General features: G+C 64.8%; 18 protein-coding genes. 1 reads left to right on the top strand and 17 read right to left on the bottom strand.

Annotated features, from left to right (window positions below; translation table 11 throughout):
• Window positions 1–48: 48 nt before the first annotated feature.
• The 3 genes from RPC_RS05405 to pcaB are packed head-to-tail and all read right to left on the bottom strand — an operon-like array spanning window position 49 to window position 2,953.
• A complete protein-coding gene (locus RPC_RS05405) occupies window positions 49–1,203 on the bottom strand; it encodes an acetyl-CoA acetyltransferase (RefSeq protein WP_011471543.1) in 1,155 nt (384 codons plus the stop codon).
• Window positions 1,200–1,586: a Zn-ribbon domain-containing OB-fold protein gene (locus tag RPC_RS05400; RefSeq protein ID WP_011471542.1), complete on the bottom strand. Its 387-nt coding sequence runs from the start codon at window positions 1,584–1,586 to the stop codon at window positions 1,200–1,202. The genes RPC_RS05405 and RPC_RS05400 overlap by 4 nt, the downstream gene beginning before the upstream one ends.
• Window positions 1,586–2,953: a 3-carboxy-cis,cis-muconate cycloisomerase gene (gene pcaB, locus RPC_RS05395; protein WP_011471541.1), complete on the bottom strand. Its 1,368-nt coding sequence runs from the start codon at window positions 2,951–2,953 to the stop codon at window positions 1,586–1,588. The genes RPC_RS05400 and pcaB overlap by 1 nt, the downstream gene beginning before the upstream one ends.
• Window positions 2,954–3,124: 171 nt before the next feature.
• On the opposite strand from pcaB, the gene RPC_RS05390 reads away from it, so the two are divergent.
• Entirely contained in the window at window positions 3,125–3,910 is a 786-nt protein-coding gene (locus RPC_RS05390; protein ID WP_049766065.1) for a GntR family transcriptional regulator, read from the top strand.
• A 286-nt stretch (window positions 3,911–4,196) separates the two neighbouring features.
• Here the strand turns inward: RPC_RS05390 and RPC_RS05385 are convergent, their stop codons facing one another.
• The 14 genes from RPC_RS05385 to RPC_RS05320 all read right to left on the bottom strand — a co-directional run bounded on the left by RPC_RS05385 (window position 4,197) and on the right by RPC_RS05320 (window position 15,355).
• Entirely contained in the window at window positions 4,197–4,619 is a 423-nt protein-coding gene (locus tag RPC_RS05385) for a HutP family protein (RefSeq protein ID WP_415914800.1), read from the bottom strand.
• Window positions 4,620–4,882: 263 nt separating this feature from the next.
• On the bottom strand, window positions 4,883–5,461 hold the full coding sequence (locus tag RPC_RS05380) for a biotin transporter BioY (RefSeq protein WP_011471537.1): 579 nt from the start codon (window positions 5,459–5,461) through the stop codon (window positions 4,883–4,885).
• Window positions 5,462–5,463: 2 nt separating this feature from the next.
• The gene (locus tag RPC_RS05375; protein WP_011471536.1) at window positions 5,464–6,231 is read right to left on the bottom strand and encodes an energy-coupling factor transporter transmembrane component T family protein; all 768 of its coding nucleotides are present in this window, start codon (window positions 6,229–6,231) and stop codon (window positions 5,464–5,466) included.
• Window positions 6,228–6,992: an energy-coupling factor ABC transporter ATP-binding protein gene (locus tag RPC_RS05370; protein WP_011471535.1), complete on the bottom strand. Its 765-nt coding sequence runs from the start codon at window positions 6,990–6,992 to the stop codon at window positions 6,228–6,230. Before RPC_RS05370 ends, RPC_RS05375 begins: the two co-directional genes overlap by 4 nt.
• Window positions 6,993–7,092: 100 nt before the next feature.
• On the bottom strand, window positions 7,093–7,857 hold the full coding sequence (madM, locus tag RPC_RS05365) for a malonate transporter subunit MadM (protein ID WP_011471534.1): 765 nt from the start codon (window positions 7,855–7,857) through the stop codon (window positions 7,093–7,095).
• A gap of 14 nt (window positions 7,858–7,871) precedes the next feature.
• Window positions 7,872–8,303: a malonate transporter subunit MadL gene (madL, locus tag RPC_RS05360; protein WP_011471533.1), complete on the bottom strand. Its 432-nt coding sequence runs from the start codon at window positions 8,301–8,303 to the stop codon at window positions 7,872–7,874.
• 171 nt (window positions 8,304–8,474) lie between these two features.
• On the bottom strand, window positions 8,475–8,666 hold the full coding sequence (locus RPC_RS05355) for a biotin/lipoyl-containing protein (protein WP_415914799.1): 192 nt from the start codon (window positions 8,664–8,666) through the stop codon (window positions 8,475–8,477).
• A gap of 19 nt (window positions 8,667–8,685) precedes the next feature.
• The gene (gene mdcG, locus RPC_RS05350) at window positions 8,686–9,420 is read right to left on the bottom strand and encodes a malonate decarboxylase holo-[acyl-carrier-protein] synthase (RefSeq protein ID WP_011471531.1); all 735 of its coding nucleotides are present in this window, start codon (window positions 9,418–9,420) and stop codon (window positions 8,686–8,688) included.
• A gap of 90 nt (window positions 9,421–9,510) precedes the next feature.
• The gene (locus tag RPC_RS05345; RefSeq protein ID WP_011471530.1) at window positions 9,511–10,611 is read right to left on the bottom strand and encodes an AMP-binding protein; all 1,101 of its coding nucleotides are present in this window, start codon (window positions 10,609–10,611) and stop codon (window positions 9,511–9,513) included.
• A gap of 20 nt (window positions 10,612–10,631) precedes the next feature.
• A complete protein-coding gene (gene mdcE / locus RPC_RS05340; protein WP_011471529.1) occupies window positions 10,632–11,516 on the bottom strand; it encodes a biotin-independent malonate decarboxylase subunit gamma in 885 nt (294 codons plus the stop codon).
• Window positions 11,517–11,529: 13 nt separating this feature from the next.
• On the bottom strand, window positions 11,530–12,486 hold the full coding sequence (locus RPC_RS05335; protein WP_011471528.1) for a biotin-independent malonate decarboxylase subunit beta: 957 nt from the start codon (window positions 12,484–12,486) through the stop codon (window positions 11,530–11,532).
• A 16-nt stretch (window positions 12,487–12,502) separates the two neighbouring features.
• A complete protein-coding gene (mdcC, locus tag RPC_RS05330; protein WP_011471527.1) occupies window positions 12,503–12,817 on the bottom strand; it encodes a malonate decarboxylase acyl carrier protein in 315 nt (104 codons plus the stop codon).
• Window positions 12,818–12,830: 13 nt separating this feature from the next.
• Complete coding sequence (gene mdcA, locus RPC_RS05325) at window positions 12,831–14,495, bottom strand: malonate decarboxylase subunit alpha (protein ID WP_011471526.1); 1,665 nt, start codon at window positions 14,493–14,495, stop codon at window positions 12,831–12,833.
• Window positions 14,492–15,355: a biotin--[acetyl-CoA-carboxylase] ligase gene (locus tag RPC_RS05320; protein ID WP_011471525.1), complete on the bottom strand. Its 864-nt coding sequence runs from the start codon at window positions 15,353–15,355 to the stop codon at window positions 14,492–14,494. The genes mdcA and RPC_RS05320 overlap by 4 nt, the downstream gene beginning before the upstream one ends.
• Window positions 15,356–15,373 lie beyond the last annotated feature (18 nt).

Genomic DNA, 15,373 nt, shown 5'->3' with positions numbered 1-15,373 from the left:
CCTTTTGTTGATATTGTTTGTTGGTCGTGGTCTTGAACGCGGCGGGCGCTACAGCGCCGCCGGTGTGCCGAAGATCGCGGTGCATTGGCTGGACAGCACCCCGCCATTGCCGTGCGCCAGTGCGACGTTGTGCTTGGCGAGCTGCCTGGCGCCGCATTCGCCGCGCAGCTGCCGGACGCATTCGATCATCGCCAACAGGCCGTACATGCCGGGATGGCAGTAGGACAGCCCGCCGCCATTGGTGTTGACGGCGAGGCGACCGCCCGGCGCGATGCCACCGTCCTGCACGAAAGAACCGCCCTCGCCCTTGGCGCAGAAGCCGAGATCCTCGAGAAACAGGATCGGCGTGATGGTGAAGGCGTCGTATAGCAGCGCGACGTCGATGTCGGCCGGCGCTAAGCCCGCCGCCGCAAAGGCGCGCGGCCCGGAGACCGCGGCGGCCGTGGTGGTGAGGTCGGCCATGCCGGAGATCGAGCCGTGGCCGATGGCTTCGCCGGTGCCGAGCACATGGATCGGCAGTTTGCGGCAATCGCGCGCGGTCGCCGCCGAAGTCACGATCATGGCGCCGCCGCCGTCGAGCACCAGGCAACAGTCGCGCACGGTGAGCGGGTCCGACAGCATCCGCGCGCCCAGCACCTGCTCGCGGCTGAGCGGTTCTTTCTCCCAGGCCTTCGGATTGAGCAGCGCCCATTGCCGCGCCGCGACCGCGACGTCGGCGAGCTGCTCGCGCGTGGTGCCGAACTGATACATGTGTCGGGCGGCGGCCAGCGCGTAGGCGCTCGCCGGCATCACCGGCCGAAACGGCGCCTCGTAAGGATTGATATCGGTCGGCGACGCGGCGGCGCGCGACACCGAGCGCTGCGTGCTGCCATAGGCGATCAGCGCCACTTCGCACAGCCCGAGCTCGATCACCGCCACCGCATGCGCCAGATGCGACATGAACGAGGAGCCGCCGATCTGGGTGCCGTCGATGGTGCGCGGATTGAGCCCGAGATACTCGCAGAGCATCATCGGCCCGAACCGCACCTGCGCGCTGGCGGCGAACACCGCGTCGACGTCGCTGAGCTTGAGGCCGCAGTCGTCGAGCGCGCGCATCGTCGCCTGCGCCATCAGATCGACCGGCGTCATGTGCGGTCCGACGATGCCGAGATCGGATTCGGCCACGCCGACGACGGCCGCATGGCCACGCGTCCGCGTCGTCATGAGTTCTGCTCCGCATTGAGTGCATCGAACACCGGCAGCGGCGTGCCGGCGGCATCATGGGTGATCCGCACCCGCACCCGCATGCCGATCTTCACCGCGGCGGGATCGACGCCTTCGACACGGCTCATCAGGCGAAACCCCTCGTCGACGTCGATCAGCGACACATTATATGCGGGCTCGCCCTTGGGATGCAGCGTGGTGGCCGAATAGACCGTGCCGAGCCCGGCGGAGATTTGCCATTGCAGATCGGTCGCGCCGGAGCGCGGCGCCACCAGCCGCGGAAAGAACACCGCCGTGCCGTCGGGCGCGCGCTGAAACGCCAGTTCGCCGCGTGCCAGATGCGCGAGATAAGTCTCCAGCGGAGCCGCCGCAGGCGCCGACATCAGCGCGCCCCCGCCTGGCCGGCCGGCAGCAGGCTCAGCATGCGATCGACCATCTGCGGCGCGAGGCCGAGATAGTTCGCCGGATCGCAATGATGGCGGATCGCCTCGGCGTCGCCGAGCGCATCGACGATCTCCGGCACGTCGATCAGCACGTCGGCCAGCGTCCGCTTTTCGGTCAGCGCGACGCGGCATGCGTCATAGACCACGTCGTGCGCAACCTGGCGGCCGAGCTTCGGCGCCGCAGCCATCATCACCGCTTCGGCGACGATCAGACCGCCGCTCATCGCGAGATTGTGGCGCATCCGCTCGGCATCGACGATCAGCCCATCCAGCATGTACTTGGCTTGCGCCAGCGCGCCGCCGGTCAGGATGAAGCTCTCGGGTATCGCGATCCACTCGACATGCCAGGGGCCGGTGGCGCGCTCCAGATCCTGCACCATGCCGTCGAGCATCAATGCTACGTGCTGACGAACGGTCTTCGCCGCGGCGAGCATCAGTTCGGAGGAAATCGGGTTGCGCTTCTGCGGCATGGTCGAGGAGGCGCCGCGGCCCTTGACGAACGGCTCCGCCAGTTCGGCGAATTCGGTCGCCATCAGCAACATCACGTCGGTGCCGATCTTGCCGAGGCTGCCGGTGACCAGCCCGAGGAACGACACTACTTCGGCGAGGCCGTCGCGCGCAACATGCCAGGTCGCCGACGGCTGCGCCAGCCCCAACAGGTCGCACAGCGCGGCTTGCACTTTAAGCCCGTCGGCGCCGAGCGAGGCGAGCGTGCCGGCGGCGCCGGCGAATTGCCCGAGCAGCACCCGCGGCCGCATCTGCGCGAGCCGCTCGATGTGACGTTCGATCATCGATAGCCAGACCGCGACCTTGTAGCCGAAGGTGATCGGCAGCGCCTGCTGCAGATGGGTGCGGCCGGCCATCGGGGTGTCGCGATGCTTCAACGCCAGCGCCGCAAGAATGTCGCGGAGCGCTACGAGATCGGCGCCCACCAGGTCGAGCGCGGCGCGCACCTGTAGCACGGTCGCGGTGTCCATGATGTCCTGGGTGGTGGCGCCCCAATGCACGAAGCCGCCGGCTTCGCCCGCCGCTTCCGACAATTGATGCACGATCGCCAGAATCGGATAGCCGGTGATTTCGGTCTGGTCGCGCAGCCGATCGAAATCGATGGTCATGGTGGCGGCGGCCGCCGCGATGGCCTCCGCGGCATCGGCCGGGACCACGCCGCTGGCGGCTTCAGCGCGGGCCAGAGCTACCTCGACCTCGAGATAGCGGCGCACCAGCGCCTCGTCCGAGAACACCGACCGCATCGCGGCGGTGCCGAACATGTCGCGGAAAATCAACGATTCGGTGACGGTACTCGGCATTGAAGCGTTCTCGATCCTGCCCTGGGGTGGCGCTGGTCGCGCCTATTGGTTCGTACCTATTCCTCAGATGAGACCTTATGTCAACGATAGGTTCGAACTTATTGTTGGCCCTTCGCGGGGGCCTTGGGTAGGGTGTGGGCCGGACAACCTTTCGCTGCAGGGAGCAGGGATTTGCGAACGCGCTGGGCCATCGTCGCGAATTTGTTGACGCAACGGATCGTCGGCGGCGAATATCCGGTTGGCACGGTGATGCCGAACGAAGTCGACTTGGCAGAACAACTCGGGGTCAGCCGCTCGACGGTGCGCGCCGCGCTTGGCGAATTGCAGCAGGCCGGGATGATTTCGCGGCGGCGCAACGCCGGCACCCGCGTCGAATCCGTGCGGCCGCTGCGCGGTCCCGGAAGTTACAACCAGACCCTGGCGACGATCGAAGATGTTGCGCAATACGGCGCGCAAACCGACCGGCATGTGCAGGAGATCGCAACCGAGATCGCCGATAGCAAGCTCGCGACGTTGCTGGACTGTGCACCGGGCGAAGCGTGGCTGCGGGTGTCGAGCCTGCGCTCCTCGCCGATCGCATCATCGCCGCCGCTGTGCTGGACCGACGTCTACGTCGCGCCGATGTTCGCGGCGATCGTGCGTCAGCGCGTCGCCGATTATCCCGGGCTGATCAGCACGCTGATCGAGGACTTCGCCGGCCACCCCACCGCCGAAATTCACCAGACCATCACCGCCATCGGCGTACCGAAGCGGCTGGTCACGGCGCTGGAGGCGAAGCAGGGTGCCCATGCGCTGGAAATTACCCGTCGCTATCTCGACGCCAAGGACCGGGTCTTCATCGTCAGCCGGAGCATTCATCCGGCCGACCGATTCTCCTACGACAGCCGCCTGAAGCGACAATCGGCACCGAGCGGCGTCTATCCGCTGAGCGCCAAACCAAAGCGGCTGGCGGGCTGAAAGCTCCGCCCCGCTTTGCGTCATGGCTGGCGAAAACGCCGGCAAACGGTGACGAAGGAGAACCGGCGGATGCAGCCTCCCGATCTTGAGACTTTTCGGTTAGGATTGAATCGTCCAACCAAAATGTTGTCGTCATTCCGGATTGCGAGTTCGAAGAACGAGCAAGTCAGGAATGCATAGTCCCTGCGGTGGTTATGGATTCCGGGCTCACTCGCAAAGAAGCTGCTCGTGCCCCGGAATGACGGCCCGGGACTCTTGAACAGCATCTATCCTAACCGAAAATGCCCTAGAGGTGCATCACGCCGAGGCCAACGCGCTCGTGGTTGGTCTCCGGCAGGAACGCGGATTCGCCGTAGGCCGCGACGACCACCCAATGCGCGTCGGCAAGGATGACGACCTTCACCTTCAGGCTGCTGTCGCCGGGGACGCTTGGCACCAGGCCGTTCAGCGCCTCAAGTCCGGCATGAATCAGCGCGTGGGTCGCGCCGGGTCTATTCTCGACGGTTTGATTCCGCAGGGCGGCGTTCAGGATCGCGCGCGGGAAGGTCTTGTTGATTTCGGTTTTCCGCCCGCTGACCCACATCACCGAGAGCTTGTAGTTGGTCTCGGCCGCGATCTTCTCCTTGAATCCTGCTTCCTCTTCATTCGAGGTCATCGCCAACATGATGGCCACTTTGCCAATCCTGCTGGCAGTCAGTTCCAATTGCACCAGTGCTGTTCCTTGCGTTGAGGAAACCGGTCGTGATGTCGCGAGGCCGTCAAACGGATGCCAGCGCATAGATACAACCGGCGAGGAAACGACGGCGGCGCTGAGCCCGATTCAGCGCGTTGATCTATCACATCCCCTCATACAGACGAAGTGTTGAGAATCGGTTCCGGCGGGTTCAGTCGAGATTGCGTCCAAGGCGGGTGAACCCCGTAGATGCACGCAGTTCGATGCAATTTTTACTGCGACGGGCGTCGCGCGGGATGTCAGACGCGCGGCAACGTCAGCAAGGCTTCCACCCGCCGGACCACCAACACGGCGAGTACGGCCTTGATCAGGTCACCCGGCATGAACACCAATGAGCCGGCGATCACCGTGGTCACGCTGATATGGCTCACCGCCGCCAGCCAGAGAACGCCGCCAAGGTTGAGCACGATGACGCCGCCGAGCACGGTCACGAACAGGTAGGCGGCGGAGCGGGCCAGAGGACGCTGCAAGGCTTCGGCGCGTGTCGCCAAAAAGCCGATGATGTAGGCAGCGGGCATCCATGCCAGCAAGTAACCGGCGGAAGGACCCGCGAATACGGCCAATCCACCGCGCCCGCCGGACAGCACCGGCAGGCCGACGGCAACCAATGCGAGCACGGTGAGGCAGGCCAAAGCGCCGCGCTTCGGGCCGAACATCAGGCCGGCCAACATGACGCCGAACGACTGCAACGTAATCGGCACCGGCAGAATGCCGACCACGATCGGCGGCACCGCGCCGAGCGCAACGATCAAGCCGGCGCTGAGGCCGATGAGCGCGAGGTCGCGCGTTCCCAAGGCGATGGTGGATTGCGGTGTCATCGTTACCAATCTCCGTTACCAAGGTTTGCATCCGACAACCGAGCGCCGTACGGAACCGCGGCGCTGGCGCGCAGCTGATCGCCGCCGGAGCCGGGATGCGCCGGCGCGAAGCCGTCGGGCGATTCCGGGGTGACGACTGCACCGGCGGTCGCTCCGCCGCCCGAGCGCGGCGGCGGACCGCGCAAGTCGATGGCATCGGCGAGATCCTGCGCCCGCAGGATGATTCTCACCACCAGCGGCACCGCGAGCGCGACGATCGAGCGATCCAGTCCGCGCATCGCCTGGGCTTCGCGGATTGCGGCGATCTCGTCGACGATCAGCGGCACGAAGCGGATCGCCAGCGTCAGCGTCAGGCCGGCGCGCTCGGCATCGAGCAGCCCGATCCGCTCCAGCGGCCGCAGCGCGGACTCGATCACGGCCGTCATCGCCAACACCGACGTGCTGGAGGTCACCGCATGAGCAAAACAGATCAGAGTGACGAGCCGCAGCGTGACGACGGCTGCGGAAACCATGCCGTGTTGCCAGCCTTCCAGCAGCGCGATGCACGCCACGATGACAACGGGGCCCTTCAGCCCGCGCCACAGCTGCCGCGGTCCGAGACCGGTCGCCAGCAGCGCACAAAGCGAAAGTCCGAAAGCGGCGGCGAGCAGCCATGGCCGCTCGACAAACGCCAGCCCCGCGCCGAGCGCGGCCAGCACCGTCAGCTTCCAGCCCACCGGAACGCCGGCGAGCGGCGCGGAGGCGATCCAGCGCGGCCCGGCTGCGGTCATTGGCACAACTCCCGATAGCGCGCGACGGCTTCGGCCGGCAACGCATCGACGACGAGGCGGCCGCCATCGATCACCAGCACGCGATCGAAATCCTCGACCAGTTCGAGGTCATGGGTCGCCACGATCGCCTGCTCCGACATGCCGGCGAGCAGCCGCTGAAACCGGTTGCGGTTGGCGAGGTCGAGCTGCGAGGTCGGCTCGTCGAACAGGATGGTGGTCGGCGCCCGGGTCAGCACGCCGGCCAGCGCCACCAATTGGCGTTCGCCGCCGGAGAGTTCATGGACGCGGCGTTTCGCCAGACCGGCGATGCCGAGGCGGACCAGGCTGGCTTCGATCCGCGCAGCGATGCCGTCGGGCGTCAGCCCCCTCGCCTTCAGACCGAACGCCAGATCTTCCTCGACGATCGGGCAGACGATCTGGTTGTCGGGGGTTTGAAACATAAAGCCGGTGCGGTTGCGCACGGTGACGGCGTCGCGCCGCGGGTTGAGGCCATCGACGGTGACGGTCCCGCCCGACGGGGTGACCAGGCCGATCATCAGACGCAGCAGCGTCGACTTACCCGAGCCATTGACGCCGAGGATGCCGATCCGAGCCTCGTCGGCGGAAAAATGAATGTTGTTCAGGACGCCGCGATTCTCGCGGGTCAGCGACACCTGATCGAAAGCGATCCGCTGTGTGGCCTGCTCCGCAGCCAACCGCGCCGGCACGACAGGCGCCGAGGTTTTGCCGATACCGCGGGCCAAGATCGATCGGAGCGTCATGGCGGCCTCTCAAGGGATCGGCGCATCACGCCGAGGTTGCATCCTCGTCGACCGGCCGCGGCAGGTATGGCTGCCGCGGCCGGTCGCCGATTCGATCATATCAACCGAAGATAGCCTTCATACCGAGATAGAGCACCGACGGACATACCAGACAGCCGAAGCCGGTGTAGAACGTCGCGGTCAATGCGCCATAAGGCACCAGGCGAACGTCGGTCGCGGCAAGACCCGCGGCGGTGCCGCTGGTGGTGCCCATCAGACCGCCATAGACCATGGCAGCCGCCGGATTGGTCAGGCCGAACGGCTTGGCCAAGAACGGCGTCAGGATCATCACGGCGATCGATTTCACCACGCCGGCGGCGACCGACAACGCGATCACATCCGAGGTCGCGTGCAGCGCCGAACCGGTGACCGGACCGACGATGAAGGTCACGGCGCCGGCACCAATGGTGGTGAGCGAAACCGTATCACGGTAACCGAACGCATAGGCGGTCCCAACGCCGACGATGAACGCCAGTACGGTGCCGATCACCAACGCCAACACGCCGCCTACACCGGCCTTCTTCAGTTCCTCAAGCCGCACGCCATAGGCGGTCGACACGATGCAGAAGTCGCGCAGCATGGCGCCGCCCATCAGGGCGAAGCCGGCGAACATCGAAATGTCGGCGATACCCTTCTTGCCACCCGTGGTGACGCCGCCGTAATAGGCCAGCGCCAAACCGATGATGATCGCAACTGCCGAACCGTGGATACGGTTCTTGGTGATGTGCTTGGAGAACGCGTAGCACAGCCAGGTCAACAGACCGACGACGACGAAGGCGAAGATCAGCTGACGCGGGCCGATCAGGTCATTAAGAAAAGAAGTCATGTCACTCTCCCTGATCAGGCTTTGATGGGCTTGGATGCGGAGGTCGGCGCAAGCGTCGCGGCGTCTTCATCATCCCCGAATGTCGAAGTCCGCGAACCCGCCAGAATCGAGAGCGGACGGATCAGGACGAAGCAGATGATGACCGACAGCAGGCCGGCGATGATAGCAATCGCGCCGCCGGACATCGCCGAAGCGACGTTCTGCGTCGCCGCCATCGCGATCACGACCGGGATGTACATCGCATTCCAGAACATGATGCCGTCTTGCGAGGGCTTCGGAAGCCACCCCTTACTTTTCAGCCAAGGCGTCACAAACACCAGCAACAGCATGGCGAAGCCGACGCCGCCAATATCCCCGGGGATGCCCAACGCAATGCCGAGGCCGAGGCCGATCGACGTGCCGATGAACATGCACAGTCCGAGGACCATCACACCATAGATGACCATTCTAATTACTCCCCGCTGAGCGCAGCCGATTACCAATCCGTCGGACGCTATCTCAGGTTAGGTTCCAGCGTTCACGCACGAGCCATCTCGTGCATGTCGGATAGGGTTCAGCAATTCAGTTGCCCAAGGTTCGGCTAACGCCTGAGTAAACCGGAGCCCCGGGCAATTCGCTTATTCGACGACCGCGATCAGGGCGCCGGGCTTGACCCGGTCACCGACCGCAACCGCAATCGACTTCACTGTGCCGTCGATCGGGCAGACCAGCGGGCTCTTCATCTTCATCGCTTCCAGGACGGCGACCGGGGTGCCCGCCTTGATCACGTCGCCGACCGCGACGCTGATCGAGTCAACTTTGCTCGGCATTTTTGCTTTGAGATCCATCTTAACTTTCCTCGCTTGCTGTGAACCCGTCCGACACGGACGAGCATACGGATTGATCCAGGGCGTGAACGACCGCGGACCTGTCTAGGAGACGAACGCCGTCGATGCCGCGGCCAAGAACCGTGGATGTCGACGACATCAGTTCACTAAGCTTGATGCCGAGACCGCTCGGCAGCGTCACTTCGACGTCGAACTTGCGCTGATACTGCAGCCGCAAGTCGGCCAGGCCGGCGTGAACCCGGCCGAGCCTGGCGTAACTGGTCGGACGCACCACCGCGTCGACATCGGAGATCGGTTCGAGATAAGGCAGCCCGGTCAGCACCTGCAGCGCCGCGGAGCCGAACAGGCCGACCTCGACGCCGTGCGCGCTGCACAGCGCGCGCAACGCCTTCAGCGCGTCGGCGGCTTCGAAAGCATCGTCGCGCAGCTGCCGCATCACGTCATACGGCGAGTGGGTCTTGCCGATCCGCTCCGGCGGCAGCGCGAACAGCGCCCGCACCCGCGAATCCTCGGCGCGGAACGGAAACGACACGCCGAGCTGCACGTAGTTCGGCGGCAACGCCGCCTTCGGCCCGCAGACGATGCCCGGAATGGCATCGGCCGCGAAGGCACGGCGCACCTGCTCTTGCAGCGCCGGTTGGCGGAACGGGGCGAGCAATCCGCCACACACGGTCTCGGCGGAACGCAAACGTTCCTCGACCGAGAATTCCACCATGGTGTGTCGTAGCCCGAGCATCGCTTCTAACTCCCGCCGCGATCCCTCCGCAGGGAGGTCGATCGCGCCATCTCATGACCCCGGCGATACCTATCGCCGGGTAATTCTCTCTCAGCGTTTCTTATGCCAGGCCGGATCGGTCTTGGAGGTCGACTGGACTTCCACCTGAGCGCGGACCAGATCGTCGAGGGCCTGTGTCGCCACCGGCCCGGTGATGTGTAGTTCTGCGGGGTCGATGGCCTCGGCGCTGCCGAGACCGGGGACCAGGCGCAGTTCGGTGGCTTCGCACGAGGTCTGCAGATCGGACGCGATCTTCACCACCCGGCTCTTGATGCGCAGAATGGTGCGGGCCGCGCGATCCAGCGTCTCGTGCGAAGACGCTGGCGTCTTGGTGATGATTACTTCGTATTCCGGATAGGTGCGGCGGCGGCGATAGGTGATGATCTTGCCCGCGGGATCGCAGACGTGACCGGTCTCCGACACCGGGAAGCTGTCGCCCATCGGCAGCCCGCCGACCACCAATTCGCGGAAACCGTCGCCGGCGGGTGACGGCACCAGCGTGAGATCGTCCCGCATCGGCTTGCCGTCCAGCGTCAGCCAGCCGAACTCCTGGCAACCGTAGAGGTCGTGGACCCGGTACCCCTGCGCCGCGACCTCGGTCAGCAGATCGAGATCAAGCGGCGTGCCAGCCACGACGATTTTGCAGGACGCCGGAAGATCCGCCGTGAGGCCGAGCTGCTTGGCTTCCGCCAGGCTGGCGCGAATGAACGAGGATTCGCCGAGCACGATGTCCGGCCGCTGCCGGCAGAACGCCGAGATGAAGGCGGCGCGGCTGGAACGCTCGAGGAAGAACCATTCGATGCCGCAGCGATCGAGCGCCTCTTTGGAGAACACGTTGACCAGCGGCGGATAAGTGACGAACATCCGGTCGCCCGGTTTCGCCCCGACCGCCGCCATCACCCGCCGGGTCGCCTCGCACCGCGCTTCGATTTCGGTGTGGGCGACGCCGACGATGTTCTGAAACGCCGACGATCCGGTGGTGAAGGTGACGTAAGCGAGGTTGAAGGGGGTGTGGATCTCTTCGATCACATGCGCCGCCGTAGGCCCAGCGATGCCCTTGTCCGCAAGGCTGCGGCGGGGCATCTCGGCAAGCGTCGGCGCGGTGCTGAACGCATCGGCCGCAGCTGCGTATTGGTCAAGTGCGTCGGACATCGATCCACTCCCCCTTCGGGTTAGTTCGCTTGCGGGCGGAATTTGGCTTGCACCGCCGCGAACTCGTTGCTCAGCCGTTCCTGCACCAACGGACGGACCTTGCGGCCGCCGCGATCCAGGCCGAGCTTGCCGCGGCCACGCGGGCCGACGAGGTTGAGGCCGGCGGCCTTCGCCTTACGGATTTCGGCGACCTGCTTGATGATCGCCGGACGCATCGCCGGAATTTCGGAGACCAACTCCTCGACACCGCCGAGCTGATAGAAGAACGCCGGACCGGCCGCGAACACCGGGTTGCTCTTGGCCAATTCCTCGAGCACTTCGATGTCCTTCTTGATGATCCGCGACACCGAGGTGATCGGCATCACGTGGATCATGGTGCCGAACTTGGAGTCCAACGCCAGAATCCGATCGGCCTGCAATCCGTGGCACAGGAAGGCGCCGGAAATCGCGCGACCGACCACCATGGCGACGATCGGATGTCCGGCAAGCCGGGCTTCCGCCAATGCCAGCTGATAGGCACCGGTCGCCTTGTTCATGCCGAAAATCTCTTCGACCTTGCCCGGACCGTTGCCGGGAGTGTCGACGATCAGCACGAGCGCCCGCTTCTTCGCCAACGGCAGCTCGGCATCGGCCGCGAGGCTGGCGTAGACGGCCTGCGCCATCTTGTAGCCCTCCTCCATGCCGATGATGCCGGAATACACCACCGGAAATTTCTCGTTGAAGGCTTCCGCGTCCGAGGCGATCACCGTGACCAGCGCGCCATCGAGCTTGGCTTCGCCCACCACCGCGCCGGGCCCGAAGGTCGGATCGCTGAACGCCAGCTTGCCGACCTTGTCCTGCACGAAGCTCTTCGGATCGACGATCAGATCGACCGCCTCCCGGCCTTTTCCTAATAGGGTGTCCATGTTCGTCTCCTAATCACAGAACCAAGCGTTGAACGGTCTTGCGGAACTCCGCGATGGGACCGTCGGCGAGGCCGATCGGATCGTTGTTGCCGGCATAGCGCCAGACGTCGCGGGCGTCGGTCGGCGCGATCTTCACCGCGAGCGCGACACCGCGCAGCTGCTTCTCGACGAGCGCCTCCGAGCCGATGCGACGCAGCGGTTCGAATTCGGCGATCGACAGCAGAGTCAGTTCGGTCAGCTGAGCGCGGAACGAAGCCACGGTGTCGTCGACCAGGAAGTTGCAGTCGCCCATCACGAATTTGTGGCGGCCACCAGTGGTGCGATAGACCAGCGCGCGGTTCGAGCTGTCGAACTCGTCCTTGCCCATCTCCTGCTCGATCACTTCCGGACCGGTCAGGCCGAGCCGGCCGAATTCGCTCATGATGATGGCGTCGGTCGCCGCGGCGACGAAGCCCATGCCGCCGAAGCAGCCGATCCGCGAACCGATCAGGGCGACGACCGGAACCTTGTGGCGGGCGCGCTGGATGGCGTCCATCACCTCGGCATGCGCCAGCAGGCCGGCGTTGGCTTCGTGCAGACGCACGCCGCCGGTCTCGAACGAGATCGCCACCAACGGCCGCTGCGCGTCCGGCAAGTTCGGGAATTCGACGATCAGGTTGTCATAGAACTCGATCGCCTGATCGATGGTGCCGACCATCTTGGCGCCGCCGACTTCGCCGACCGAACCGCCGATGAAGCGGCCTTCCTGCGAAATCACGAACACCGGGCGCTGGCCGATCTTGCCGACGCCGGTGACGATGCCGTCGTCGAATTCCACCGCTTCGCCGAGCGTGACGAGATGCGGACTGCAGAACCGATCGAACGGGCCGACCAACTCGACGAAGCTGCCTTCGTCGACGAGGCCGATCGCCCGATCACGAGCGTTGCTCTCCAGAAAAGAGCTTGTCTGTATTTTATTCCAGTTGGGCATGATTATTCCTCGTTGCTCAGGCCGATAGTTCGGCAAGCGCCTGGCGCAGTCGCAGGGCGACCACGGCAGGCGAGGCGTTGTTGTCGTTGATCTCGATCAGCGCGTCGGTGAGACCCGTCTCGGTGGCGAAATGGGTGATCACCCGACGCCACAGATCGTCGAAGCCCTTGACGGGAGTCACGACCCGCACCTTCAGCTTGCCGACCTTGTCGGACGCCGAGAGCAGAACTTCGAGGTCGCCGGAGCCGACGACGCCGTAGTGCACCGGAGCAGTGACGCGCCTTGGCGTACCCGTTCCATCGATTTCGAATTCGATCGTTTGAAGAGCCATGTCTTCCCCCTGATCACCAGTTGCGGAAACGAGTCGGCGGGTTGTAGAGCCCACCGGAGATGTCAACGAGGTCGCGCATCGAGCGCGCGGCCAGCAAGTCGCGGTTGGCGCGCGAGCGGTCGATGCCGATATCTTCCGGCGTCTGGAAGATCTTGGCTTCGCGCAGCTTCTTGGTCTCCGCCGGGTCTTCCTTGATCCCGACCTCGGTGTAGCCGGCGACGGCGCGAATGGCGGCCATCCGGGTCTCCATGTTCGGCGCGCGGTTGAGGTAGGCGATGCCGTCCTCGGTGACGATGTGGGTGACGTCGTCGCCGTAGATCATCACCGGCGGCAGCTCGAGCTTGGCGTTTTCAGCGAGCTTCCAGGCATCGAGCTTGTCGACGAAGCTCGGCGCGCGGGCCTCGCCGAAGGTTTCGACGCCCTGCACCACGAGCCGCTTGCCGCGCGGCATGTCGCCGATCAGGTCGTGCATGTTCGGCACTTCCTGGCCGCACTTCAACCAGCTGTCGGTGACGTGACGACGGCCCTTGGGGTCGCAGCCCATGTTCGGCGCGCCGCCGAAGCCGGCGACGCGGTTGGCGGTGGCGGTCGAGGAGTTGCCGAATTTGTCGATTTGCAGCGTGCCGCCGATGAACATGTCGAGCGCGTAGTGACCGGCGGTCTGCGCAAAGGCGCGGTTCGAGCGCAGCGAACCGTCGGGGCCGGTGAAGAACACGTCGGAACGGGCGCGGACATAGTCTTCCATGCCCAGCTCACCGCCGAAGCAATGGATGGTGTCGACCCAACCGGCTTCGATCGCCGGGATCATGGTCGGATGCGGGTTCAACACCATGTGGGTGCAGCACTGGCCCTTCAGACCCAGTTCCTCGCCGTAGGTCGGCAGGATCAGCTCGATGGCCGAGGTCAGGAAGCCGATGCCGTGGTTGAGGCGCTTGACCTTGTATTCGCCGTAGATGCCCTTCAGTGCCAGCATCGCCAGCAAGATGTGGTTGTCGGTAATCAGCCCGGGATCGCGGGTGAATAGCGGTTCGATGAAGAACGGCCGCGGGCTTTCGACGACGGCATCGACCCAGCCGGCCGGAATATCGACGCGCGGCAGCTTGTCGACGATCTTGTTGACCTGGGCGATCACGATGCCCTGGCGGAACTTGGTGGCCTCGACGATCACCGGCGTGTCTTCGGTGTTGAAGCCGGTGTAGAGATTGCCTTCGCGATCGGCTTCATAGGCGCAGATCAGCGAGACCCGCGGCGTCAGATCGAGGAAGTAGCGGCCGAACAATTCGAGGTAGGTGTGGATCGCACCGAGCTCGATCTTTCCCTCGCTGATGAACTTGGCGACGCGGGCGGCCTGCGGACCGCCGAATGCGAAATCAAGCTTTTTGGCAATGCCCTTCTCGAACATATCGAGATGCACCGGCAGCGGGACGCAGGACTGCACCATGTGCAGGTTGTTGATTTCCTTCGGATCGACCTGCAGCAGACAATCAGCGAGATAATCCGCCTGCTTCTGGTTGTTGCCCTCGATGTTGACGCGATCGAAGGAACGAATCACCGCCTTCAACAGCGCGACGGTGTCCTCCTTCTTCACCTGCTTGCCAGGACCAATGTATTTGGCCGCGGCCTCCATCCGCTGGCGCGTATCCGTTGCCAGCTTGTCCCACTTCCGTTCGGTTTTCATGAGAGTACACCCGTGTGTTTCATGGAGATTTGGTCGGGCCCCCGGCCAACGGAGATGCCCGTGGCGATTTCGCCGGAGTGAACGAGGCGGATAGATCCCGTCTCGTCTAAGATGCGCAGGGCCCCGTCGTCGGCGAGGCCGAGAAGTCGAGCGGTGATCGGTTCATCGCCATCGGTGATCCGGACGATCTGTCCGAGATGTTCCGCATGCCGCGTCCAGGTGCTGGCAAACGCCGACACCCCGACGCTTTCCCACAGCGGCAGCCACACCTTCAGCGAATCGAGGAAGCTGTTGAGCAGCCCCGTGGGGTCCACGGCGGCTCCGGCCAACGTCGAAAGCGAAATCGCCGAGTCACGTAGTTCGTCCGGAAAGTCGCGCTGCTCGATCGCAACGTTGAGACCGAACCCGAGCACGACGAAGTCGAGATCGCCGGCCGGATCGCTGTGCGCTTCGGCGAGGATGCCGCAGATCTTGCGACCGTCGACCAGCAGGTCGTTCGGCCATTTGATGCCGGCCGCAATGCGGGTCTGATCGGCGACGGCTTCCCACAGCGCCACCGCACCGAGCAGCGCCAGTTGAGGGGCGTCCTGAAACCCCCGCCCCGTCCGGATCAGGACAGAGACGCACAGACTGCCGCCTGGCCGCGAAAACCACGCCCGCGAACCCTTGCCGCGGCCGCGGGTCTGATGATCGGCGACAAGCACGGTGCCGTGCTCGGCACCGGACTGGCCGAGCAGGATCATCGCGCGGTTGGTGCTGTCGATCTCGGCGACATGAAGAACGGTCCGCCCGATGCCATAGACCCGCTGGGCAGCGCCGAGGCGTGTCGCGTCAGGAATGATGTCATCGAAGCGGATCATGATTGTTCTCCAGTTTGC

Source organism: Rhodopseudomonas palustris BisB18 (assembly GCF_000013745.1).
Classification (GTDB): domain Bacteria; phylum Pseudomonadota; class Alphaproteobacteria; order Rhizobiales; family Xanthobacteraceae; genus Rhodopseudomonas_A; species Rhodopseudomonas_A palustris_F.
This window is presented reverse-complemented; position numbering and strand designations above follow the sequence as displayed.